The following is a 23,323-nucleotide window of genomic DNA, read 5'->3' as shown; positions in this document are numbered from 1 at the left end:
ATGTCCTTACCCCAGGAGAAAAAGTGAATAAAAGGTGGGATGGCTAAGGCCACATGTATGAAGAACTATGAGCTTAAGGTCAGGAACATGTTGGCACAAATTGCTTTCGTGGGAACCATAGGCTGCCTGCTTGCCTATAGGTATTTTTCCGTGCAGGTAACCACCGGATTGCTTATTGGCTTAGTGACAGGTTCAATTTATTTTTTGTATCTTTATCGCCAGGTTGAGAATGTCCAGGTGTTTTCCAAGCAGCAAGCCATTGAACATATCCGGGGGGGATGGATTATCCGGCTGGGAGCCGTTTTGCTGGTGCTTATTGTTATTACCCATTTCTTCAAAGTCAATGCTTTGGCATTTACTGCAGGATTCTTTACTATGCCGGCACTCCTGTTCATCAGTGGGCTGCAGCTGGTTATCAGGCAGATTAGGGATACCAAAAAATGTAGGTAAGGAGGTGAGGGGACATGGGGCACGGCGGAGGTGAGATAGGTGGGCACCATGTGGTAGTTTTGGCCGGTCTGGGGTTCAATCTTGATACCTTGTACATGACCTGGCTGACTATGGCGATTCTGGTTGTTGGTTCGCTGCTGGTTCGCAGGAACTGGGCGCTGGTGCCGGGAGGCTGGCAAAACTTTGTGGAGCTGCTGCTGGAAGGGCTCTTAACACAGATTGAGTCGACCATCGGCCATAATGGACGCAAGGTCGCACCGCTGATTATTACCTTATTCCTGTTCTTGCTGATTTCCAATTGGCTGGGTCTGGTGCCGGGCTTTACTTCGCCAACCAATGACATTAATACCACACTGGGTCTGGCGCTGATGATTGTTGCCATTGTTCATGGCTATGGCATCAAGACCAAAGGAGCGCTGGCGCATTTTAAGCATTTTATTGAGCCTAATATTCTGTTTTTGCCTATCAATATTATTGAAGAACTGGCCAAACCGGTAACGCTTTCATTCCGTCTCTTTGGCAACATTCTGGCAGGAGAAATCCTGATTATCATTCTGGGTATTCTGGTACCTTACTTTGTACCGACAGTATGGCTGGCTTTCAGTGTCTTTGTCGGTATCATTCAAGCACTGATATTTACTATGCTGTCGATGTCATATCTGAGTAATTCCCTGGAAGTACATCATATCGAAGAAAAGGAGGGGTGAAAGTGGAACAGGCAATTATCATTGCGGCTTCGGTTATTGCCGCAGCTTTGGTTGTGGGTTTGGCGGCCTTTGGAGCGGCAATGGGGGATGGCCATGTGACGGCTAAAGCCGTTGAAAGTATTGCCCGTCAACCGGAGGCCAAAAACTCCATTATGGTAACTATGCTCATTTCCGTTGGTTTGATTGAATCTATTCCGATTATTGCAGCCGTTATCGCCATTGTACTGGTATTCAGCAATCCTTTTGTCCAGTAACCAGCCTGCTCTTAGCTGCTGCAAGCAGCATTAATTCCAAGAGATAGGAGCGCGGCTACAGTTCAATCTCAGGTTAAGATAAGGCGACTAATCTTCAGGTGGGGTTATACCCCATCTGAAGCCAAGTCTGCTTTAAAAAGTGAACAGCAAGAGGTGTCTGACAGGTAAGCCAGATGCCGGCTCCCATGGTGGAGGGGGGATATAAATTGATTGAAATGAATGCTACTTTGGCGGCTCAGATTATCAACTTTCTGATACTTGTGGCTATTTTAACCAAACTTGCCTACAAGCCGATCCTGACAGCTTTGGAAGAACGAAAAAGCCGCATTGCCAGAAGCCTGGATGAGGCCGAACAGGAGCGAACCCTGGCAAATACCATGAAAAAAGAGAGCCAGGAGCAGATTGCCGCAGCTCGCGTTCAGGCCAGAGCCATCATTGATGAGGCTATTGCCCTGGGGGAAAGGTCTAAAGAAGCCATGCTCCAGCAAGCCAGGGAAGAACACGCGCGTCTCTTAAAAGAAACGCAGGAGGAGATTGAGCGCGATTATCAGCAGGCGATGAACCGGCTGCGGGTTGAAGTCGCCAGCCTGGCAGTGGCCGCTGCGGAGAGAATTATCGAGAAAAACCTGGATGCCGAAACCAATACCCGCCTGGTGCAAAGCTTTATCAAGGACTTTACTAAAGAAAAGTATGGTGAACTGGCATGAAGCTGCGGTTAGCAAGGCGGTATGCTCAGGCGATATTCCGGCTGGCCCGGGAGTGGCAGAATCTTCATGAGGTTGAGGCAGAGCTCACCATAGTGGAAGGGGTCTTTGCCGAGGCGGAGGTTCGCAGCTTCTTTAGCAATCCCGGTGTGCCGGCGGCTGACAAAAAGGAGACTGTTGCGCGCCTTTTTGGTGACACGGTATCCGGCTTTGTCCAAAACTTCTTATGCCATATAATCGATAAGCGGCGCACCGCGGTGCTGCCGGAGATCATTAAGTCTTACCGGCTGCTGGTGAAGCAGGCCAGCAATATCCTGGAAGTGCAAATCATAACGGCAATGCCGCTGGCCGAGCAGGATAAGGAGCAGCTGGCAACACAGCTGGCCCATGTCACAGGAAAAAACATTGAAGTCTATCTGCAAGTGGATCAACGGATTTTAGGCGGACTAATCATTCAAATTGGTGATAGACGTATTGATAACAGTGTGGCAGCCAAACTGGCGAATTTAAAAAGGCATATGTTAAACAAATAGTTTGAGGAAGTGAGGTGACTAACTCACTGTGAAAATACGGCCTGAGGAAATATCGGCAATCATTCAGGAGCAAATCAAGCAATACCAGATTGAAAGCAATGTGGATGAAATTGGGATGGTAATTGAGGTTGGTGACGGTATTGCCCGGTTGCATGGCTTGGACAAGGTTATGGCCGGAGAACTCCTGGAATTTGGTGACGGCGTTTACGGTATGGCGTTAAACCTGGAAGAGGACAATGTCGGCGCAGTGCTGTTAGGCGATGAGGTTAGTGTACAGGAAGGCTGCAGAGTGCGGCGCACCGACAGGATTATGGAAGTGCCGGTGGGAGAAGCCCTTATCGGCAGGGTTGTCGATGCACTGGGACGCCCCATTGACGGGCGGGGAGTGATCGATACTGACTCGACCAGGCCGATTGAGTGGCGGGCTCCCGGTATTGCCGACAGGCAGCCGGTCAAAGAGCCGTTGCAGACAGGAATTAAAGCCATTGATTGTATGGTGCCCATTGGGCGGGGGCAAAGGGAGCTGATCATTGGTGACCGGGGTACCGGGAAAACGGCTATCGCTGTTGATACCATCCTGAACCAAAAGGGTGAGGATGTCATTTGTATCTATGTCGCCATTGGGCAAAAAGCTTCTACCGTAGCCCGGGTGGTAAAGACGCTGGAAGAGCATGGGGCGATGGAGCATACCATCGTAGTGGTGGCGACGGCTTCTGACAGTGCGCCGCTGCAATATCTGGCACCCTATACCGGTGTAGCTATGGGCGAGCACTTTATGCACCAGGGGCGGCACGTACTCTGTGTTTATGATGATTTATCCAAACATGCGGCAGCCTACCGGGCCATGTCTTTGCTGCTCAGGCGTCCGCCAGGGCGGGAAGCCTATCCGGGCGATGTTTTTTATCTGCATTCCCGGCTGCTGGAGCGGGCGGCCAAATTATCATCAGAACTGGGCGGGGGCTCGCTTACCGCGCTGCCTGTCATTGAAACCCTGGCCGGCGACGTGGCGGCTTATATCCCGACAAATGTAATATCCATTACCGATGGGCAGATTATTCTGGAAAGCGAGCTGTTTTACGCCGGTACGCGGCCGGCCATCAATGTGGGGCTGTCGGTGTCGCGGGTAGGCGGCTCGGCCCAGGTAAAGGCCACCAAGCAAGTGGCCGGGCGCTTGCGTCTGGATTTGGCGCAGTACCGTGAATTGGCGGCGTTTGCCCAGTTTGGTTCTGATTTGGATAAAGGCACGAAAGATTTGCTGGAACGGGGTAAACGCATGACCGAACTGCTCAAGCAGCCGCAATATAAGCCTATGCCCATTGAGGAACAGGTCATCGCCGTCTATCTTGGTGTCAATGGGCACTTAGATGATGTACCTGTTTCCCGGGTGAGTAAGTTTGAGCAGGAATTTCTGCAGTATATCCGTGCCTATCCGGAGATTAGCGGCGGAATTAAAGAAAAGAAATGCCTGGAGCCGGCCATTGAGGAGCGCCTGAAAACCACCATCAAGCAGTTTAAAGACTCCTTTATGGCGAGGTGAGCTTATGCCTAATGCATTAGATTTGCGCCGCCGCATCAAAGGAGTTAAGAATATCCAGAAAATAACCCAGGCCATGAAAATGGTTGCCGCAGTGCGCCTGCGCAAGGCGCAGGAGCGGGTAAGGGACAGCCTGCCCTATTGCCAGGAGCTGGAGACAGCTATCGCCGCGCTGGTAACCAGCGGCGAAGAGTTGCCGGGCGGCTTGTTTGCCGAACGGGAAGTACTGCGTACCGGGTATCTGGTAATTGGCGCCGATAAAGGTCTGGCAGGCTCCTATGGCAGCAACCTGGTTAAAGCGCTAGTGCGCCAAATTGGCGGCGAAAGCCGTGTGGGCCTGGTGGTTGTGGGACGGAAAGTAAAGGATTATTTCGGACGCCGCCAGGTGGCGATTGACAAGTCCTATATCGGTATTTCAGAAAAGCCCCGGTATCAGCACGCCGTAGATATTGGTGCAGTTATTACAGAGTTGTTTGGCAGCGGAACCTATGACAAGGTGTACCTGGTGTATACAAAGTTTTGCTCGTCAGGCAACCAGCAGGTGGTGGTGGAACACCTCCTGCCTATCCGCATAGCGGAAACTTTACCGTGCCGGAAACAATCACAAATCTATGAGCCGTCATTTGACAGTGTGCTGGCAGAGGTTGCCGTCAAATGGCTGGAGGCTGCCATCTTCCGGGGGCTTATCCATGCGGCGGCCAGCGAAGTGGCGTCACGGTTAAATGCTATGAGCCTGGCTACCGACAATGCCCAGGAACTCATAGGTCAACTGGTGCTTGAGTACAACAAAGTCCGTCAGGCCAACATCACCAGGGAGATATCGGAGATTGTAGGTGGTTCGGAGGCGCTGCGGTAAGAGGAGGGAGTACATGGCTAGCGGGCAGGTAAAACAGGTAATTGGGCCTGTAGTCGATATTGAATTTCCGCAGGAGCAGTTGCCGGCTGTCAATAATGCAGTAACAGTCACCGGGAAAGCCGCCGGGTATGATATTCATCTGACGGTAGAGGTCATGCAGCATTTGGGTGATAATATGGTTCGCTGTGTGGCCATGTCGTCAACCGACGGGCTGGTACGCGGCATGACGGCCGTTGATACCGGTTCACCCATTACTATACCTGTGGGAGAAGGGACGCTTGGCAGAATATTTAACGTGCTGGGCGAGACGGTGGACAACAATCCCGCACCGGTAACGGCCAGTGAATATTGGCCCATTCACCGTCCGGCACCGGCGTTTGTCGAACAGGAGACAGCTACCGAGATACTGGAAACCGGCATCAAAGTGGTTGACTTGATTGCACCCTATGCGCGCGGGGGCAAGATTGGCCTGTTTGGCGGGGCCGGGGTCGGCAAGACGGTTTTGATTATGGAACTTATCCGCAATATTGCCACCGAGCATGGGGGCTTCTCGGTTTTTGCCGGTGTGGGAGAGCGGACCCGCGAAGGCAATGAACTTTGGCGGGAGATGATGGAGTCAGGCGTTATCAGCAAGACGGCCCTGGTGTACGGGCAGATGAATGAACCGCCGGGAGCCAGGATGCGGGTAGGTCTGACCGGCCTGACTATGGCGGAGTATTTTCGCGATGTAGCCGGGCAGGATGTGCTCTTATTCATTGATAATATATTCCGCTTCATTCAGGCCGGCTCTGAGGTCTCGGCACTTTTGGGGCGGATGCCTTCGGCAGTAGGCTACCAGCCTACCCTTGGCACTGATGTCGGCACCCTGCAGGAGCGGATAACCTCGACAAAGCAGGGTTCGGTAACCTCGGTGCAGGCCGTCTATGTGCCGGCCGATGACCTGACAGACCCGGCGCCGGCGGCTACCTTTGCCCATCTTGACGCCACCACCGTATTGTCAAGGCAAATTGCCGAACTGGGCATCTATCCGGCAGTGGATCCACTGGATTCCACCTCCCGCATACTTGACCCGTTTATTATCGGGGATGAACATTATCAGACCGCTCGTGCCGTTCAGGAAATTCTGCAAAGATATAAAGAACTGCAAGACATTATCGCCATCCTGGGGATGGAGGAATTATCGGAAGAAGATAAGGTGGTTGTCGGCAGGGCCAGAAAAATTCAGCGTTTTCTCAGCCAGCCGTTTTTCGTGGCCGAAGCCTTTACCGGTACTGCCGGCAAATACGTGCCGCTGAAAGAAACGGTGCGGGGCTTCAGGGAAATATTAAGCGGCAACTATGACGAGCTGCCGGAGAATGCCTTTTATATGGTCGGAACCATTGACGAAGTGGCGGAAAAAGCAGCAGCCATGAGGGGGAAAGGGCAGTGAACAAGACACTGCGCGTAGAAATTATCACACCTGAAGGCAAATTATTCGCAGGTCAGGTTCGCATGGTCATTGCCAGGGCCACTACCGGTGAAATGGGCGTCCTCCCCGGACACGCTCCCCTCATTACCCTGCTTGAGTCCAGACCGGTCAGGCTGCTTACCGGGGAGGGAGAGCAGCAGCTTATGGTGCAGGGGGGCGTCATGAAAGTCAACCCCGAACTGGTCACAATCATAACCGGCAGTTAAAAAAAGGCAAGCCCTGTTTTCGGGCTTGCCTTTTTGGGATTATTCCAGAATATTAACCTGTTCAAAATTATGCAGCGGTGCGTCGATAATGCGTTCTGCCAGGCGTTTGGCTCTTGCCGGATCGGCTGAGAAGCAGAAGCGGCGTACTGCCTGCTGGCTGGGATCTGCCAATAAATCCAGGTTTTTCAGAACCTGTTGAGCATCAAGGGCTGTTTGTTTAGCCGGGTCAATGACGGTAACCTCAGGTCCCAGGATGTGTCTGATGGGCGCTAAGAGGAAGGGATAGTGTGTGCAGGCCAGGACTACTGTATCCACACCTGCCTCTTTCATTGGCAGTAAGTATTCGCGGCAGGCTGCTTCGGCTTCCGCACCCTCCAATACCTCGCTTTCTACCATGGGACAAAGCGGCGGGCAGGCCTGGGGAAATACCTTGGCGCTGGCATCTGCTGCTGTAATCCGCTGGGCATGCTTGCCGCTGTTAATGGTAGCTTGTGTGGCGGCAATACCGATATGCTTGCTTTTGGTAGCCGCCAGTGCCAATTGTTCGCCGGTATTCATGCCAACGATGGGAAAAGCGTAGCGGCTGAGGGCTTGTTCCAGGGTCCACATGGTTATCGTATTACATGCCATAATTGCCATTTTAACGCCCTGGCCATTAAGAAAATCCAGAATTTGATTGGTAAATTCGATGATTTGTTCCACCGGCCGGGGACCGTAGGGAGTACGGCCGGTATCACCGAAATAAACAATGTTTTCGTTAGGCATTAAGTTAATAACTTCTTTTACTACCGTAAGTCCGCCAATGCCGGAGTCAAAAACTCCAATGGGTGCATTATTTGCCACAATTGACACCTCCGAATAATATAAATGTAAAATCCTATAATTATACCATTATTATTATAATACTATTTGCACTACTAAAAACGACAAAAAAAGAAATAAAATTGTTTTATAATAATTTGAAAAATCAAAAAAGATTAGCTTCTATTCTGGATAACTGTTGGAAAAACCAGTAAATACTGACATTCCATCTTTATGGGAATTTTCTTCTATAAAACCAGCTTTGACACTACATAAATCAATAGTGGAGGTGTGGTATGAAAATTCTTAGGGAAACCTATCAGGAGTTACGGGCAGTGCTGCCTGTAGCCGGAATTATTGTGCTTATTTTGTTAGCCGGTGCCGGGCAAACAACTACAGCAAGCTACTTACAGTCACAACTCAGCCATAAAACTATGCTGGAGTCTAAGCAGCATCTGGCCGTCAGTCAAGCACTCAGGGAGCGGGTAGAGGAGTATCGCCGGGCTTTTGTGGAGCGGGATTACGATACCATGTACCGATTATCGTATTTTAGAGATGTGCCCAAGCCCAGTTTGCCCGAGTACCGGCAGCTGCGTGATGCCGGTTATGTTTATCAGATCAACATATCGGTGCACGAAGTTGAGCTATATGGCGACAAAGCCCGGGCCGCGCTCGAACTGGTAGTAACCCATCCCGTACTGGGCACCAACAAAACCAGCCACAAGCAAGAATGGCAGCTGGTGGATAACCTTTGGTATAAAGTGGACTATGGCAGCATGCAGGGTAAATAAAAAGGACAGAGTCTAATGACTCTGCCCTTTGGGGTTTCATTCCTTTTTTATTCCTTATCGGAACATTCCGGCCATGCCGGTGATAATCAGCGCATTGGCAAAGTCGATCAAGAAGGCTCCTACCAAGGATACGATCATAAGCGCCCGGGGCGAAGGACCGTATTTTTCAGTTAATGCAGCCATGTTTACCAACGCATTGGGAGTAGCGCCCATGCCGAAACCAACCATGCCGACAGACAGGTGAACGGCACTGTAAGTGCGACCCATGACATAGTAAACTACCAGCCAGCAGAAGATAGCCATCAGGATAATCTGACCAAACAAAATGGTCAACAGCGGAAGTGCCAGGTTAACGAGTTCCCACAATTTAAGACCATTGATTGCCATTGTCAGATAGACGGCCAGTGAAATGTCGGAAATAACTTCAAGCGCACGGCCGTTGATTTTGTAAGATTTGGAAAAATCACCAATATTACGGACGAATGCAGCCGCAATCATGGCACCGATATAGGCAGGCAGCGTAATGCCGGCTTTTGTCAGATAGAAGCTGATAATGGAGCCAATACCCATGGCAAAGACTATCCAGCCGAGAGTTTGCATTAAGGTTTCGCCGCTGAAGGTTTCTTCTTCTTCCACAAGCAGGCTGTCGTCTCCGTCTGTAGCAGCACCATGCAGCTTAGGTGTAGGGATGTTGTTCTTTTTAATCAGCCATTCACCGAACGGTCCGCCCATCAAGCTGCCGGCAACCATACCGAAGGTTGCGCAGGCGATAGCAGCAGTGGTAGCACCTTGTACACCCCACTCTTCAAAGAGCGGTCCAAAGGCGCCGCCGGTTCCCAATCCGCCCATCAGGGTTACTGCACCACTGATAATGCCTAAGAGAGGATCAATACCGGTAAGCTTGGCCAGCGCAATGCCGAGAACGTTTTGCGCTACTGCCAGTACAACCGCTAACAGGAAAAAGATAATTAAAGGCATGCCGCCTTTTTTAAGCAGTGTTAAACTGGCACCCATACCAATTGTACAAAAGAACATAATCATAAGGGCTGTTTGCATTGTGCCATCCAGTTCAAACCCGAGGATCCCCTGGGTACGCAGGAAGGTGGACAGTGCAGCGAAAATCAAACCGCCGATAACAGGTCCTGGTATGCTAAGACGCATAAACAGAGGCACGCGATGTCTGATGAAATTACCGATAAAGTACATTACGAGGGCTAAAGCAACTGTTTGAATCATGTTGAGTTTGTAGACTAAAAGGCCTGCTACAATTTTAGATTCCATTAAGTAACCTCCACTCTTTGAATTTTTGAATCATAAGCCGGCATTAAGGCTTCATAATTCAATTCTCATTATAGACAAGCATTCCGTAAAAACTACAAGAACTGACAGAAAATTATATTAGAAAATATTGATTTGTTTACAATATTCAGAGAGAAAGCAAATGTATGCAGTACGCGCATTTCCTGATTCTGTTGCGGCGGTTTTGGGCCGAAAAGCAGTGAGTATGTAAATGCCAGCTATGATGATTGGCAGGAGGTTAGTCAAACCTGCAGGATGACTTGCTATTGCGAGATTAATATAAGCATTCGCGAAAAAAAATATGCAGAAAAATTGTTCCATGGACTTTGCAAATGCCATTTCCCGGCGTATTATACTATACATAGGCACTACTATTATTTTTAGGGACTGGGGGTATTTATGGTAATTTCGTGGAAAAGCTTTGTGGCTGGCGCCCTGACTATGCTGGTGGCCGGCATGATTGGTTATCTGGTTTTTACAGGGATGGAAAAGGGTACTCCTCCTGAGCAGAAATCAGCGGACACCACTGTTCCTGCTGATATAATTAACATTACACCTTTGCCGCCCTTATTAATTCTTAGCGGAACCGAGGTGCCTTTTGAAGGTAAGGTGGAGCTGCGTCAAGCCATTGCCGGAAAAGCTGCCCAAAATATATCGATTGTCAATTTTCAGGCCACAGGGGAGCAGGCCCAAAAATCAAGTATCAGGATTGTCTGGGAAAATGGTGAGGTTGAAACCATTTACCCTGGTACCAAGGATAAACAGTTTTCACCTGAGCGGCGGGCTGTGGAAATTTCCGTAACCGGCTACAGTATGCGTGAACGGCGTATTTTTCAGGATTCGCGCCGTAAGGGAACATTAACCTGGGAAATTCGTTATGAGCCGTTTCAATAGTAATTAGCCACCGCCTGCAGCGGCAGGCGGTGGCTTCACGTACTAAGGATAAATAATGGGGTGACAGAATGAATGTACGGGCCGGAGGGCTGGTTAAAAAAATAGTGTTTTTGCTTTTGCTTGCTTATTTTTCCACCACAGCTTCAGCCGGGTATGCGATAACCCCGCTCAAGGTAGCGGTTATGCCGCCCATGAATACGGCTGATTATCGCCCGCAACAGGATATTCAAATCCTGCAGGACACCATAAAAAAGCCTTTTAAATATCCTTATTATACCTTGCTGCCTGCCGACATGACGGCCGAGGCCGCGCAAAGCCTGCTGGCGGAGAATAAGCAGGCAAGATTATCTGACGAAATAATCCTGTCAGCTGTTGCCGACGCGCTGTCGGCCGATATTGTCGTGGTTGTTGAGCTGGACCGCGCCAGGCAGCAGCGGTTTTATTCCCATAGGCTTGACGATACCTATGTTCAATCAGATATAACAGTAAAATGCTACGCGTACTCGGCGGCAACAAAACAATATGATATAATGAAGGCAAATAAAAATTCCGTGGAAGGGGAGAGTATTCAAACAAGCCCGGAGGTAATCTTTAAGGACCTTGCTGAAGAAATACTGATTAAATTACCCTACAAACGGATTCCGCCGGCTCAGGGTTCCCATTCGGATACAGTGAAGAAGAGAGAGGAGTGATGGCTTGTTAGCCTGGCGACAGTGGATTTGTTTATTGGCGGTACTGGTCATCTCTATGGCTGCAAATACTGCGGCGGCACAGTATCAAAATGGTATACCGGTGCTGCTGTATCATCATGTAAGTGAGGACAAACGCGACCTGCCCCGTCTGACAGTGACACCGGCGGAATTTGAACGCCAGCTGGCATTGTTGAAACATGCCGGCTTTCAGACCATTTCACCTGGGCAGCTATTAGCCTATATGAAGCAAGAGCCGGTGGTGCTGCCGGAGAAGCCGGTGCTTATTACCCTTGACGACGGTTATGAAGATAATTATACCAACGCATTTCCGATATTAAAGCAATTTGATTTTAGTGCGGTAATTTTTATGGTCGGGGTCAATATTGACAGGGAAGAGCGGCTCTCAAGCCGGCAGATTGGGGAAATGTCGGCTGCCGGTATCAGTTTTGGCGGTCATTCGGTGACCCATCGTGATATGACGGTTTTAACAGGACCAGAGCTGGTGCGGGAGACCAAAGACATCAGGAAGCTGCTGAAAAAAGCCGCCGCCAAGGATGTGGACGTATTCTCCTATCCTTATGGCTCCTATGATCTTGCTGCCTGGGAAGCGGTGGCTGCAGCCGGGTATCAGGCGGCTTTTACCGTACTGCCCGGCCTGAACAAACCCGGCAGGGACAATGTGTATTTGCTCAGACGTATACCGATATATGACAATACCGATTTTAATGCGTTATTTAGGCTGCTGGATGCCAATCAACCCAAGACCAAGCTGCTGGCCTACTCGCCGGAATACAGCGAGTAGGCATAGCGAAAATAGGCGGCACGCCAAACCGGAGTAAATTGCAATAATAAAGGGGCGCTGAACTATCAGCGCCCTTTCCTTATGCTAAAATATCTCCAGTCCGACAGGGCAATGGTCGCTGCCCATGATGTCGGGATAAATGACAGCCTCTTTTACCGACTCCTTTAACCGGCTGGAGACGACAAAATAGTCAATACGCCAGCCGACATTGCGTGCTCTCGCATTCATCATATAAGACCACCAGGTATAGGCATTTTCTTTGTCAGGATATAAAAAGCGGAAGGTATCGGTGAAGCCGGCCTGTAACAGACAGGTCATTTTTTCTCTTTCTTCGTCGGTAAAACCGGCGTTTTTGCGGTTGGACTTGGGATTTTTAATGTCGATTTCCTGGTGGGCGACATTGAGATCGCCACACATAATGACAGGCTTCAGTTGATCAAGGCGCAGGAGGTAGGCCCTGAAATCATCTTCCCACTGTGTCCGGTAACTGAGGCGCATAAGCTCGCGCTGGGAATTGGGAGTATAGACATTGACCAGATAGAACTCTTCAAATTCCAGGGTAATAATCCGGCCTTCCTGATCATGCTCCTCCATATTCATGCCATAGGCAACCGACAACGGTTTTAACCGGGTAAAAATGGCGGTGCCGGAGTAGCCTTTTTTTATCGCGCTGTTCCAGTATTCCTCATAGCCGGGCAGCACCAGCTCAGACTGGCTTTGCTGCATCTTGGTTTCCTGAACACAGAAAATATCGGCCTGAATGGTATGAAAAAAATCTTCAAACCCTTTACCGAGACAGGCCCTAAGGCCATTTACATTCCATGATATTAGTTTCATAACAACCTCTTTCTTCAGATTCCGGATTTGACAGGGTGCTAATAACGCGCACAATGTCGACTGCTGCAAATCCTATGATGATAATTCTCCATGGCACGTGGCTTCTCCTTTGTGGCCGGAGGTTAACATTTGTACAAAAAAGAAGGTATTGGCCGTTTGGTGTCGAAATATACTAATTCTTAACAGCGGCAGCTATGTACTGCAAACTTTTGCTCTTTATCCTGAGACTAAACTGCTCAAAGACTCTTGGTTGCTGTAAGGGAAGTTATGCCCCTGCAGGCAAGGGTGAGCGGTTAAGTACCTGGAAGCTGGGCAGCTAACCTTCGGCTGGGGTTACAACCCTGCCTGAAGCTAAGTCTACTTTATAAGCAGACATAATTATAGCCATATCAGGAGGTAACGATGAGTCAGAAGATACGTATTGGAATTGTCGGCTATGGCAATCTGGGAAAAGGTGCAGAACTGGCACTTCGGCAAAATACCGACATGGAACTGGTGGCCGTGTTTTCCCGGCGCCGTCTGGAGAAAACCTTGAGCGGTGTACCGGCGCTGCTGGTGGACGAAGCCGAAGCATACCGGGACAAAATTGATGTTATGCTGCTTTGCGGTGGTTCGGCCACCGACCTTATTGAACAAGGTCCCCGGTTCTCGTCCTTGTTCAATACTGTTGACAGTTTTGATACCCATGCCAAAATTCCCGCCTATTATGCGGCCATGGAGCAAAGTGCCAAAGCTTCGGGTAAAGCTGCCGCCATCTCGGTTGGCTGGGATCCGGGCCTTTTCTCGCTTAACCGTTTGCTGGCAGGGGCGGTTTTGCCGCAGGGAACTGATTATACGTTCTGGGGCAAAGGCGTTAGCCAGGGACACTCGGATGCAGTTCGCCGCATTCCGGGAGTTAAAACTGCAAAACAGTATACGGTTCCCAAACAGGAAGCTATTTCCGGCGTACGTTCCGGCACCTTGCCGCCGGTAAATGCACATGAGGTGCATGTCCGCGATTGCTATGTCGTTGCCGAACCCGGGGCCGATCTCGCGGCTATTGAAACGGCAATCAAAACCATGCCGCATTATTTTTCCGACTATGAAACCCATGTTTCTTTTGTATCAGAGCAGGAGTTTGAGGCCAGTCATGCCGGCACTCCCCATGGGGGCTTTGTCTTTCGTACCGGCCAAACCAGCCCTGATGTCAACCATGTGATGGAATTTGCCCTGAAGCTTGACAGCAATCCCGAGTTTACCGCCAGTGTCCTGGTGGCTTATGCCCGGGCCGTATTCCGGCTGGCCCAGCACGGTGGCCGGGGAGCTTACACGGTATTTGACATTCCTTTTGGCTGGCTCTCACCCAAGTCAGCCGCTGAACTGCGGCAGGAACTGTTATAGTCCGCCAGGCAGGTGCCCCAGTAAAAAATGCCGATAAAATAAAAGACGGCAGCCGGTCTATCCATTTGATAGCCGGCTGCCGTTTTTTGTTATGCAATACCGATAATTTTAAACCAGGTAAATATCGCCAAACTAATAATAACAGCGCCCACAAAACAAGTGACAACCGCGTATTTCACCTGATCCAGCACGGAAAAATAACCGGTTCCGAAATATAAGGTGTTTACCTTGGAATGGGGTGGCAGCGTAATCGTATAAGTCATAGTCATGGCCGAAGCCAGAGCAAGCGCTACCGGGTTCATGCCCAGCGTTTTGGCCAGGGTGATGAATGCCGGTATCAGAATAGTCACCCTTACCGTCTTGCTGGTAAAGATAAGATGGCTGTACATGCTGATGAATACCACAATGACATAGACCCAGAAATGGCTCATATTTTGTAGTCCGAGCCCGTTAACCAGTTGCGTTATCAACCATTCCGCACCCTTGGATTTGTCCAGAGCGCCGCCAACCGCGTAGGCACCGGCAGCAAAAATCATCAAATCCCACTTGATGTTGGCTTCTTTCCAGGTAAGCAGTCCCAGCTTGGGCAGGAGACAGAGCAGTGCGGCCAGAACAGCAGTCTGCTCGGTACTGATTTCATAGCCGACCCAGTGTTTATGATAATCTCCTGTTGCCCATAGCACCACTGTCAACAAGAAGATAACCATGGCTTTTTTCTCTGCAAGGGAGAAGGAGCCGAGCTTTCTTAGTTCTTCCTCCAGTGTGCCGATAGCTTTTTCAAAATTAAATTCATCCTTAATTGAGAAAATTTTGAGTCCGAGGAAAAAGACAATGATCATGGTGATAATTGCTGTTGGCATAGAGGCTAGCAGCCACTGCATATAGCCGATGTTTCCCCCGGCCTGCGAGTTAATGAATCCGACGGCAATAATGTTGCCAGCCGTAGCCGTCATAACTCCCGAAGTGGCCAAAGCATCTGCCTGTAAACCCTGAAGCATCATAACCCGGCCCAGATTGCTCTCACCGGGAATGGCCTTGTAAACCTCCAGTAAAATAAGGCAAATAGGAACCATCAGTGTGGCCCGGGCCGTTGTGGACGGAACAAAGAAGGCGAGTACAAAGTTGATGACGATCAGCGTAAATAATGTCATCTTGGGTGTTTTTCCGAACTTGGTTATCATCCATAATGCAAACCTTCTTCCCAACTGGGACTTAACAATGGCAGAGGTGAGAACAAATGCCGACACCATAAGCCAGATAACGTCATTGCCCAGCATGCCGAAGGCATCCTTCTGGTCCTTGACGGCTCCTATCAATGGCAGCAGTAAAATCGCTAACATCGAGGTAAGGTAAATCGGAATAGGTGTTGTTACCCAAAGGATCAGAGCAGCTGTAAAAACAGCTAATGAACGCTGTGCCGCCAGCTCCAGACCTTCCGGTGTGGGCATGAGCAGCAAGAAGAGAAACACCGCAATGGCGAGGGGAATTCCCCACTTTTTCATTAATCGCTCAACCTGTCCCGGCTTTTTTTCGGGCGAATCGCCGGAAACTTTTCCTGTTTTTTCTTGAGACATTATACAATCTCCTTTCTGTTTTGCTGCGTCGCTATTTTGCTGCCTCCTTTCTGGCATTCAGCTTGCGTGACGCAATCAAGCACCAAACTTTTGTGAGAATCCCATGAGATCAATTAATATGTGAAAATAATTGTTGCCGGTAATTCTGCCTAATCCACCGTGAGAACAGGACGTTTCACCATAGGTTACTTGTTTATCCGCCCTGACCCCTTTGCCCCAAATTACTGCCGGCACCGGGTCGCCGCTATGCTCCTTTACTGTGCAGGGAGTGGAATGATCGGCGGTTATGGCAATAAGGGTATCTGGCGGGATATTTGCCTTGATCTGTCCGACCATTGTATCGATTTGTTCAATGATGTTTTTTTTCTGGTCCCACCGGCCATCGTGTCCGGCTAAATCCGTAGCTTTTATATGTACCAGTACCAGATCGTTATCCGCCAGCAGCTCAAGTACCGCAGCCGCTTTGAGTTTGCCGTTAAAATCATACGAGCCGGTAATGCCCGGATGGGTATAGTTTTGCATGCCTGCCATTTTGGCTATTGCCTGCACGGTTGCTTCGCCTGATACGGCTGCGCACCGGAGTCCTTTAAAGCGTTCCCTCAGCGGGGTACAGTAAGTGACAATACCCGCACCACGGGTTAGGATGGCGTTTGCCGGAAGCTGTCCTGACATAATCCGTTGCCGGTTAAGCGGATGTTTACCAAGCACTTCCCTGGCAATGGCAAGATATTGCTCCACGGCCTGTGCCGTCCTTATCGCCGCATCGGTTTTATCAAGCGGTTGTACCTTTTGCATCGCCATGCCTTCGTTATTTCCGCCCGGATCGGAATCCGACACCTGGGGCGACAGGCCCTTTCCCCTTAATACCAGTACTGCTCTGTGATCGGTAGCTGGCGCAAAATTAGCAATGATATCTTCGTTCAGGGAAATGTTATCCAAAAGACGCGCTAATTCAGCTACTCCGTCCCTGATTCTGCCTGCACGTCTGTCGCTTACTTTACCTTCCTGGTCTACTGTCGCAAAATTGCAGCGAAAGGCGACATCCCCGGGGAATATTTCGAGTCCGGCACCTAATGCCTCAATGGGTCCCCGGCCGGAGTACACTTCGTTGGGGTCATACCCCAGCATGCATAAATGTCCCACATCAGTCCCGCACGGTATGCCTGGAGCGTACGGGTCAACCAAACCGGTCAAGCCTTTACTGGCGATTCTGTCCAATGTAGGGGTTGCAGCAGCTTCGAGTGGCGTGAGTTCCCCTAGTTCGTGTATCGGTCTGTCACCTAATCCATCTATGCTGATAAGTATGGCCTTACGTTTCAAGTTATCTTCCTCCTGTCCAAGCTTTCTGGCGTGCTCTGCGTTTATTCAAGGGTGGGACAAAACGCAGGAGCAGCCTTTTTTCTGATTAATTTAATTCTAACTGAAGGATTATAGCTAAACCATGCATAATAATTAACCAAAATGATAAGGTAAATATTATCAAGGAGGCACTATGACGATTCAGCAGCTCCGAACTTTTTGTGCAGTAGTGGAAGATAAGTCGTTTCACCGGGCGGCTGACCGCCTGTATATGGCCCAGGCCTCGGTGAGCCAGCAAATAGCTGCTTTAGAAAAGTACTATGCTGTTTTGCTTTTCATCCGGAGCGGGAGGTCTTTTTCCATTACGGCAGAAGGGCTTTCCCTTTATAAATGGGCGAAAGAAATACTTGCGCTGATTGATGCCATTCCCGATAAGTTTAAGGAATTGCACAGGCAGTCAGAAGGTAAGCTGGTTCTTGGAGCCTCCACCCTTGCCGGCAACTTTATTCTCCCTCCTATCCTGAAGCAGTTTAAAGAAACCTACCCCAAAGTTGAATTATCGGTTCATATCGGGTATGGTAACGAAATGGTGGAGCGGGTACGAAACGGGACTTTAGATTTGGCCATTGTCGGCAAAAACTTAAACTGGGTCAATGAAGCTGAGGTAAAATTTCTCCCGGTAGCAATCGACCATCTCTCTTTAATTGCCGCCCAGGGACATCCCTTAACGAAAAGAAAAATAGTGTATCCCCAGGAACTTGTCGGTCCATATACCTTTATCCACTCCCGCCCCGGTTCTGCCATGAGGTCAATGGTTGAGGATTATTTAAAACAGGAGAATGTCACACCTAATTCGATACTTGAAATGGGGAACCACGAAACAATCAAAAGAGCGGTGGAACAAGGACTGGGCATTGCCCTTATCAGTACGGTTTGTATTTCACGGGAAATTGCGAGCAGGCAATTGGTGAATATCCCCTTACTTAACCTTAGCAAGGTTTCCCGGCAATTTATCCTAGTATCGAAGCAACGGCAGGAATATAACAATGTAGAAAGATCGTTTATTGACATCTTAGCCGGACTGATACCCCCTGACATAAAAGCCTAAGCTCCGGGCAGAAGGGGGGCTGTCACAGTAAGATCGGCAATAAATAAAAGACGGCAGCCGGCTATAATCGCCGGCTGCCGTCTGTATGCCAAAAGGACGTGCTGCTTTATGTTTGCGGCACGTCCTTTTATTGATTGTTTGCTTGTTACGCTGCTGTGGATCAGGTTACCGGGGCGGGGTTAAACAGACACAGGTCATTATGAATACCCCAATGGTCGGCCCAGGTTTGTTTGCGGCCGCTGGCAACCTCCAGCAGCAGGCGGAAAATTTCCCAGCCCACCTCTTCAATCGTGGCTTCGCCGGTAGCAATACGTCCGGCGTTTACATCCATAATGTCAGGCCATTGCTCGGCCAGGGCATTGCGGGTGGCTACCTTGATTACCGGTGCCATTGCCAGGCCATACGGTGTGCCGCGGCCGGTGGTAAAGACCTGCAGATGGATGCCTGATGCCAGCTGTAAGGTACCGCAGACAAAATCGCTGGCCGGTGTGGCCGCATAAATCAGACCTTTTTGGCTGGCTTTTTCACCAGGCGACAAAACACCGTCGATGGCGCTGGAACCTGATTTGGCAATAGAGCCCAACGCTTTTTCAACAACATTGGCTAATCCGCCTTTTTTGTTGCCTGGAGCCGGATTGGCGCTGCGGTCGGCTTGGCCGAGGGCTAAATAGTTGTCATAATACTTCATTTCGCGCAGCAGGGCGCGCCCTACTTCCTCATTTACCGCCCGGGGGGTCAGCAAATGAATGGCATCCCGCACCTCGGTGACTTCCGAGAACATGACGGTTGCACCGGCACGTACCAGCAAGTCTGCGGCATAACCTACCGCCGGATTGGCGGTCACGCCGGAAAAGGCGTCACTGCCGCCGCATTGCAGGCCAATGACCAGATCGGACACAGGACAGGTAACCCGCCGGCGCTGGTTTAATTGCAGTAAGCGTGCTTCAGCCATCGCGAGAATGGCGTCCACCATTTTGCTGAAGCCCTGCTGCTCCTGCAGCACCAGGATACTGGACTTGTCATGGCCGGGAATCACCTGTTCGGGCAGCAGTTTTTCGCAGCCCAGGCCAACCACCATTACCTGGCCGCCAAAGTTGGGATGCAGGGCCAGATTGCGGATTGTGCGGATGGGGACAACGGCTTCCGGGGCATTAATGGCCACCCCGCAGCCGTAATTATGATTTACCGCCACAACATCATCAACATTAGGGTATTTTGGCAAAAGCTCTGTTTTGATTTTTTTAACCGCATAATTGACAACTCCGGTGACACATTGAACACTTGTGATTATGCCCAGCAGGTTTTTGGTGCCGGCACTGCCGTCGGCGTTGCGGAAGCCTTCGAAGGTACAGCCTGCTAATGGCGGCAGCGGCGCAGGCACTTTGGTGGCCAGCGGCAATTCCTCCAATTCAGGCGGAGTGGGTAAGGTCACTAACGACTCTTCAATCCAACTGCCCTGGGCAATCGGGCGAACGGCATAGCCGATAATTTCGCCATAACGGATAATGGCTTCACCCTGAGGCAGGTCGGTTAAAGCCACTTTATGGCCCTGGGGTACATGTTCTGTTAGCGCAAGCCCGCAGGGAAATACCGTGCCTTCAGGCAAACCGCCGGTATTGACAATAATGGCGACATTGTCTGCTGTGTGCACCTTGATGTAGAGCGGCGCTTCTGGGGCAATCGATGACATAGCAATTCTCCTTTTAGCAAGTTAATCAAGCTATTCTATTACAGGTTTACGGGGAACGGTTTGCATTGTTGTTTGTTGTACCTACTTCTCTTGCAATAACTGTGCCAAGCCGGAAATTGCTGCATCTCCGGCAGGGCAAGCTGACTAAAAGCAACAAATGTTGTTGTTTTGTTGCAAAAGTTGCGTTAGAATGAGCATAGTACTTATACTGGCAAGGAGTTGCTGTATGGCTAAAATTGCGTTTATTGCTCCGGATAAACAATTGTTTTTACAGGGCAGGAAAATCATCCATGAACTGGGGATAGCAGACCGTGTGGTCATCTATCTGGCAAGGCTTAAACGGGCGATCCGTCTGGCCAAAGCCTTGGAACAGCAGGATGTTTCTGTTATTATCAGCCGGGGCGGTACCGCCAGGGTTATTATTAAAGCCCGGATTCAGATTCCTGTTGTCGAGATACCCATCAGCGGCCAGGATTTGGCGCAGGTTTTTTATGAAGCCAAGAAGATTACCGCCTTGGACCGTCCACAAGTGGCCATGGTGGCTTTTGACAATATGGTTTATGATATTGAAAGCCTTTCGGCGATACTGGGCATCAACCTGACCATCTATCGCCTGGAAACAAGTGAGGACATTCCTGCCCGGATCGCGGAAGTGGCCCAATCGGACGCCGATATTGTGGTAGGCGGCATCAAGACAGTGCTGCTTGCCGCCAAACAGGGGCTGACCCATCATCTTATCCGGTCAGGGGAATTTTCCATCAGGACGGCTTTTGCTGAAGCCGAGAAGATCATTCAGGCCAGAAAGATAGAAAAAGAACAGGCGCAAAAATTCAAAGCTTTAGCCGATTATTCCCTGGAAGGCATTATTAGTATTAATCCGCAAAAGACGGTGGAGGTTTTTAATCCGGCTGCCGAAACTTTGCTGAAAATTTCTGCACCGGAGATTGTCGGCAAGCAAATTGATCAGGTGCTGAGCGGCATCGAGGTAGACCTCTGTCTGGCCAAACGGAAGCGCATTACCGGCCAAACCGTGCAGCAAGGCAGCATTTGGCTTACGTATAATATTGCGCCTGTTATTGTTGACAGCCAGCTAACAGGCGCTATCATTACTTTTCAGGATATTACGCATATTCAGGAGCTTGAGGCCAAAATCCGCAACCAGGTGCTTGCCAGGCGGTTTGTCGCCAGCTATCGTTTTACCGATATTATCGGCAGCTCCCCGCAGCTAAAGGAAAGCAAGCGCATTGCCCGGGAGATGGCGCTGGTGGATAATGCCACGGTTTTGATTTTTGGCGAATCGGGAACAGGCAAGGAATTGTTTGCGCAAAGTATTCATAATGAAAGCTGTCGCAAACACGGACCGTTTGTTGCCGTCAATTGTGCCGCCTTGCCTGCCAATCTGTTGGAAAGCGAGCTGTTTGGCTATGTCGAGGGAGCGTTTACCGGCGCCGCGAAAAAAGGCAAACCAGGGTTATTTGAAATGGCGCACCGTGGCACGATTTTTCTTGATGAAATATCGGAAATGGATAAATACGGACAAAGCCGCCTGCTGAGAGTATTGCAGGAACGGCAGGTTATGCGGCTGGGTGACGACAAATATATTCCGATAGATGTCAGGATTATTGCTGCCACAAATAAGAAGCTGGGCGATTTGGTCAAAGAAGGGCAGTTTCGCCAGGATTTGTTTTACCGGTTTAAAGTGCTGACCTTGAACCTGGCGCCGCTGCGCAAAAGGAGTGCCGATATTGCCTGCCTGGCACAGTATTTCGTCCGTCAGTTTACGGCAAAGTACAATAAACAAGTGGAAATAGTACCGGCAGTATACCGGTATTTACAGGAATATGACTGGCCCGGCAATGTCCGGGAATTAATGTATTTCCTTGAGCGGCTGATTATTATTTGCAACGAACAGGTCATCACCGTTGATGTGGTGAAGCAATACTGGGATGACCGGGAGGACATCGGCCCCGATGCGGCTGTGACGGTCAGAAGGCCGGAGGTGGCGGAAATTGTAGCGGCTTTGGAAAAGTGCAATTCCAATATCTCGCGCACGGCAGAACTGCTGGGGATGGACCGGAGTACCTTGTATCGTAAACTCAAAAGCTACAATATTGAAACAAAAAAAACATATTAGTCCTATGGAGCTGCCGCGATGGCCGGGCTGCCCCACAGGGCTTGCAAACGGAGTAGGAGAGGAGTCCTGTAGTTGAAGTGGCGCAAGAATCTTTGGACCCTGGCTTTGGCGGTTATGCTGTCAGGGGCCAGCTATACCATGCTGGTACCCTTCCTGCCTTTATATCTTTTGGATATTGGCGCAAGTCCGGAGAATGTAAATATGTGGTCAGGTCTGGTGCTTTCCAGTTCCTTTTTGGTGTCGGCTTTTCTGGCTCCCTACTGGGGACGGTGTGCCGACAAGAGCGGGCGGCGGCGGATGCTGCTGCGGGCAGGGTTTAGCCTGGCCTTTGTCTACTTTTTAGGGTATTTGGTTAGAAATCCTGTTGAATTATTGATTGTCAGACTGCTGCAGGGGGTTGCCAGCGGCTTTGTTCCGGCAGCTATGGCCATCGTGGCGGCGTCAACGCCCAAAGAGCATATGGGCTTCAGTCTGGGAATTATGCAGACAACCCTGCTGATTGGCGGTATTGTCGGCCCCTTGCTGGGAGGGAGTCTGTCACATATTTTTGGTATGCGATTTTCTTTTGTTATTGCTGCGGCGATTATCTTCGGGGGAACCGTTATTGCCGGGATGCTGGTGAAAGAGCCGGAAAATAACGCAACTGCCGTACAGGAAGGCGGTATGCTGGATGATTTGAAAACAGCGTTTGCCAATCGCCAGCTGGTGCAAATGCTGTGTTTGCTGTTTGCGGTGCAAACCGTCGCCATGCTGTTGCAGCCACTGATTGCCCTGTATATATCCGAATTGCAGGGGACAATGGAAGGGGCTGCGCTGACAGCCGGCATCGTGTATAGTTTGGCCGGTATTGCCGGGGCGATTGCAGCGCCGCTGTGGGGACGGATCGGCCAGCGGCGGGGGTTTGCCCAAGTACTGACCATCGCCTTTCTGGGGGCCGGTATGTTTAGCTTTTCCCAGTATTTTTCCGCCGATATTTATCAGTTTAGCGTACTGCAATTCCTGTATGGATTATTTGTTGTCGGTGTTTTTCCCGCTATTAATACCATCGCCGTTTCCTGCACCGATCCGAATTCGCGGGGGCGGGTATTTGGCCTGACGACAACAGCCAACCACCTGGGCTCGATGACCGGGCCGCTGATTGGCGGTATGGTCAGCTTCTGGATTGGCATCAGGCCGGTGTTTCTCATTACCGGGGGCGTACTGCTGGCGCTGGGGGGGCTGGTCTTTTTAAACTGGCACAAAAGGGATGACGCCGGCGAGTGTCCTGTGGCCGCTGAAAGAGAAAAATAATATTTGGTGCTTTTTTCTAA

General features: G+C 50.1%; 23 protein-coding genes. 17 read left to right on the top strand and 6 right to left on the bottom strand.

What is annotated here, in order from left to right:
- Positions 1-39 precede the first annotated feature (39 nt).
- From SPSPH_RS19400 to atpC, 9 genes are all read left to right on the top strand, one after another.
- Complete coding sequence (locus tag SPSPH_RS19400; RefSeq protein WP_075757710.1) at positions 40-450, top strand: ATP synthase subunit I; 411 nt, start codon at positions 40-42, stop codon at positions 448-450.
- Between the two features lie 14 nt (positions 451-464).
- Positions 465-1,157: a F0F1 ATP synthase subunit A gene (atpB, locus tag SPSPH_RS19395; RefSeq protein WP_075757711.1), complete on the top strand. Its 693-nt coding sequence runs from the start codon at positions 465-467 to the stop codon at positions 1,155-1,157.
- Between the two features lie 2 nt (positions 1,158-1,159).
- A complete protein-coding gene (atpE, locus tag SPSPH_RS19390) occupies positions 1,160-1,411 on the top strand; it encodes a F0F1 ATP synthase subunit C (protein WP_075757712.1) in 252 nt (83 codons plus the stop codon).
- A gap of 215 nt (positions 1,412-1,626) precedes the next feature.
- Positions 1,627-2,118 carry a F0F1 ATP synthase subunit B gene (atpF, locus tag SPSPH_RS19385; protein ID WP_223226185.1) on the top strand — a complete coding sequence of 164 codons (492 nt, stop codon included), beginning with the start codon at positions 1,627-1,629 and terminating at the stop codon, positions 2,116-2,118.
- Positions 2,115-2,648, top strand: coding sequence for an ATP synthase F1 subunit delta (gene atpH / locus SPSPH_RS19380; RefSeq protein WP_075757714.1), 534 nt, complete (start codon positions 2,115-2,117; stop codon positions 2,646-2,648). Before atpF ends, atpH begins: the two co-directional genes overlap by 4 nt.
- Before the next feature lie 28 nt (positions 2,649-2,676).
- On the top strand, positions 2,677-4,185 hold the full coding sequence (atpA, locus tag SPSPH_RS19375) for a F0F1 ATP synthase subunit alpha (protein ID WP_075757715.1): 1,509 nt from the start codon (positions 2,677-2,679) through the stop codon (positions 4,183-4,185).
- A 4-nt stretch (positions 4,186-4,189) separates the two neighbouring features.
- On the top strand, positions 4,190-5,038 hold the full coding sequence (atpG, locus tag SPSPH_RS19370) for an ATP synthase F1 subunit gamma (protein ID WP_075757716.1): 849 nt from the start codon (positions 4,190-4,192) through the stop codon (positions 5,036-5,038).
- Between the two features lie 13 nt (positions 5,039-5,051).
- Entirely contained in the window at positions 5,052-6,467 is a 1,416-nt protein-coding gene (gene atpD / locus SPSPH_RS19365) for a F0F1 ATP synthase subunit beta (RefSeq protein WP_075757717.1), read from the top strand.
- Complete coding sequence (gene atpC / locus SPSPH_RS19360) at positions 6,464-6,712, top strand: ATP synthase F1 subunit epsilon (protein WP_075757718.1); 249 nt, start codon at positions 6,464-6,466, stop codon at positions 6,710-6,712. The genes atpD and atpC overlap by 4 nt, the downstream gene beginning before the upstream one ends.
- Positions 6,713-6,751: 39 nt before the next feature.
- Here atpC and murI read toward each other — a convergent pair whose 3' ends face one another.
- Positions 6,752-7,555: a glutamate racemase gene (gene murI, locus SPSPH_RS19355; protein ID WP_075757719.1), complete on the bottom strand. Its 804-nt coding sequence runs from the start codon at positions 7,553-7,555 to the stop codon at positions 6,752-6,754.
- A 254-nt stretch (positions 7,556-7,809) separates the two neighbouring features.
- Here murI and SPSPH_RS19350 point away from each other — a divergent pair, with 254 nt between their 5' ends.
- The gene (locus SPSPH_RS19350) at positions 7,810-8,304 is read left to right on the top strand and encodes a hypothetical protein (RefSeq protein ID WP_075757720.1); all 495 of its coding nucleotides are present in this window, start codon (positions 7,810-7,812) and stop codon (positions 8,302-8,304) included.
- A gap of 54 nt (positions 8,305-8,358) precedes the next feature.
- Here the strand turns inward: SPSPH_RS19350 and gltS are convergent, their stop codons facing one another.
- Positions 8,359-9,585, bottom strand: coding sequence for a sodium/glutamate symporter (gene gltS / locus SPSPH_RS19345; RefSeq protein ID WP_075757721.1), 1,227 nt, complete (start codon positions 9,583-9,585; stop codon positions 8,359-8,361).
- A 417-nt stretch (positions 9,586-10,002) separates the two neighbouring features.
- Here gltS and SPSPH_RS19340 point away from each other — a divergent pair, with 417 nt between their 5' ends.
- The 3 genes from SPSPH_RS19340 (at position 10,003) to SPSPH_RS19330 (ending at position 11,991) form a co-directional block, all read left to right on the top strand.
- Positions 10,003-10,497 carry a hypothetical protein gene (locus tag SPSPH_RS19340; protein WP_233139193.1) on the top strand — a complete coding sequence of 165 codons (495 nt, stop codon included), beginning with the start codon at positions 10,003-10,005 and terminating at the stop codon, positions 10,495-10,497.
- 68 nt (positions 10,498-10,565) lie between these two features.
- Positions 10,566-11,189, top strand: coding sequence for a hypothetical protein (locus SPSPH_RS19335; protein WP_075757722.1), 624 nt, complete (start codon positions 10,566-10,568; stop codon positions 11,187-11,189).
- Positions 11,190-11,193: 4 nt separating this feature from the next.
- Positions 11,194-11,991: a polysaccharide deacetylase family protein gene (locus SPSPH_RS19330; RefSeq protein WP_075757723.1), complete on the top strand. Its 798-nt coding sequence runs from the start codon at positions 11,194-11,196 to the stop codon at positions 11,989-11,991.
- An 84-nt stretch (positions 11,992-12,075) separates the two neighbouring features.
- On the opposite strand, the gene SPSPH_RS19325 is transcribed toward SPSPH_RS19330, so the two are convergent.
- The gene (locus tag SPSPH_RS19325; RefSeq protein ID WP_075757724.1) at positions 12,076-12,828 is read right to left on the bottom strand and encodes an exodeoxyribonuclease III; all 753 of its coding nucleotides are present in this window, start codon (positions 12,826-12,828) and stop codon (positions 12,076-12,078) included.
- A 402-nt stretch (positions 12,829-13,230) separates the two neighbouring features.
- Here SPSPH_RS19325 and SPSPH_RS19320 point away from each other — a divergent pair, with 402 nt between their 5' ends.
- Complete coding sequence (locus tag SPSPH_RS19320) at positions 13,231-14,208, top strand: diaminopimelate dehydrogenase (RefSeq protein ID WP_075757725.1); 978 nt, start codon at positions 13,231-13,233, stop codon at positions 14,206-14,208.
- An 89-nt stretch (positions 14,209-14,297) separates the two neighbouring features.
- Here SPSPH_RS19320 and SPSPH_RS19315 read toward each other — a convergent pair whose 3' ends face one another.
- Both SPSPH_RS19315 and SPSPH_RS19310 read right to left on the bottom strand, forming a co-directional pair.
- Positions 14,298-15,782 carry an SLC13 family permease gene (locus tag SPSPH_RS19315; RefSeq protein WP_075757726.1) on the bottom strand — a complete coding sequence of 495 codons (1,485 nt, stop codon included), beginning with the start codon at positions 15,780-15,782 and terminating at the stop codon, positions 14,298-14,300.
- A 75-nt stretch (positions 15,783-15,857) separates the two neighbouring features.
- Positions 15,858-17,102 (bottom strand): 2,3-bisphosphoglycerate-independent phosphoglycerate mutase, encoded by a 1,245-nt coding sequence (locus tag SPSPH_RS19310; RefSeq protein ID WP_075757727.1) that lies wholly within the window; start codon positions 17,100-17,102, stop codon positions 15,858-15,860.
- A gap of 172 nt (positions 17,103-17,274) precedes the next feature.
- Here SPSPH_RS19310 and SPSPH_RS19305 point away from each other — a divergent pair, with 172 nt between their 5' ends.
- A complete protein-coding gene (locus tag SPSPH_RS19305; protein ID WP_075757728.1) occupies positions 17,275-18,189 on the top strand; it encodes a LysR family transcriptional regulator in 915 nt (304 codons plus the stop codon).
- 160 nt (positions 18,190-18,349) lie between these two features.
- Here SPSPH_RS19305 and garD read toward each other — a convergent pair whose 3' ends face one another.
- Positions 18,350-19,879 (bottom strand): galactarate dehydratase, encoded by a 1,530-nt coding sequence (gene garD / locus SPSPH_RS19300; RefSeq protein ID WP_233139194.1) that lies wholly within the window; start codon positions 19,877-19,879, stop codon positions 18,350-18,352.
- A gap of 226 nt (positions 19,880-20,105) precedes the next feature.
- Between garD and SPSPH_RS19295 the strand changes: the two genes are divergently transcribed.
- Together SPSPH_RS19295 and SPSPH_RS19290 are read left to right on the top strand one after the other, a co-directional pair.
- Complete coding sequence (locus SPSPH_RS19295; RefSeq protein ID WP_075757730.1) at positions 20,106-22,013, top strand: sigma 54-interacting transcriptional regulator; 1,908 nt, start codon at positions 20,106-20,108, stop codon at positions 22,011-22,013.
- 72 nt (positions 22,014-22,085) lie between these two features.
- A complete protein-coding gene (locus SPSPH_RS19290) occupies positions 22,086-23,303 on the top strand; it encodes an MFS transporter (protein ID WP_075757731.1) in 1,218 nt (405 codons plus the stop codon).
- Positions 23,304-23,323: the final 20 nt, after the last annotated feature.

The sequence above is a fragment of the Sporomusa sphaeroides DSM 2875 genome (assembly GCF_001941975.2).
GTDB lineage: Bacteria > Bacillota > Negativicutes > Sporomusales > Sporomusaceae > Sporomusa > Sporomusa sphaeroides.
The sequence above is the reverse complement of the archived record's forward strand: the minus strand, read 5'-3'. Positions and strand labels throughout refer to the sequence as shown.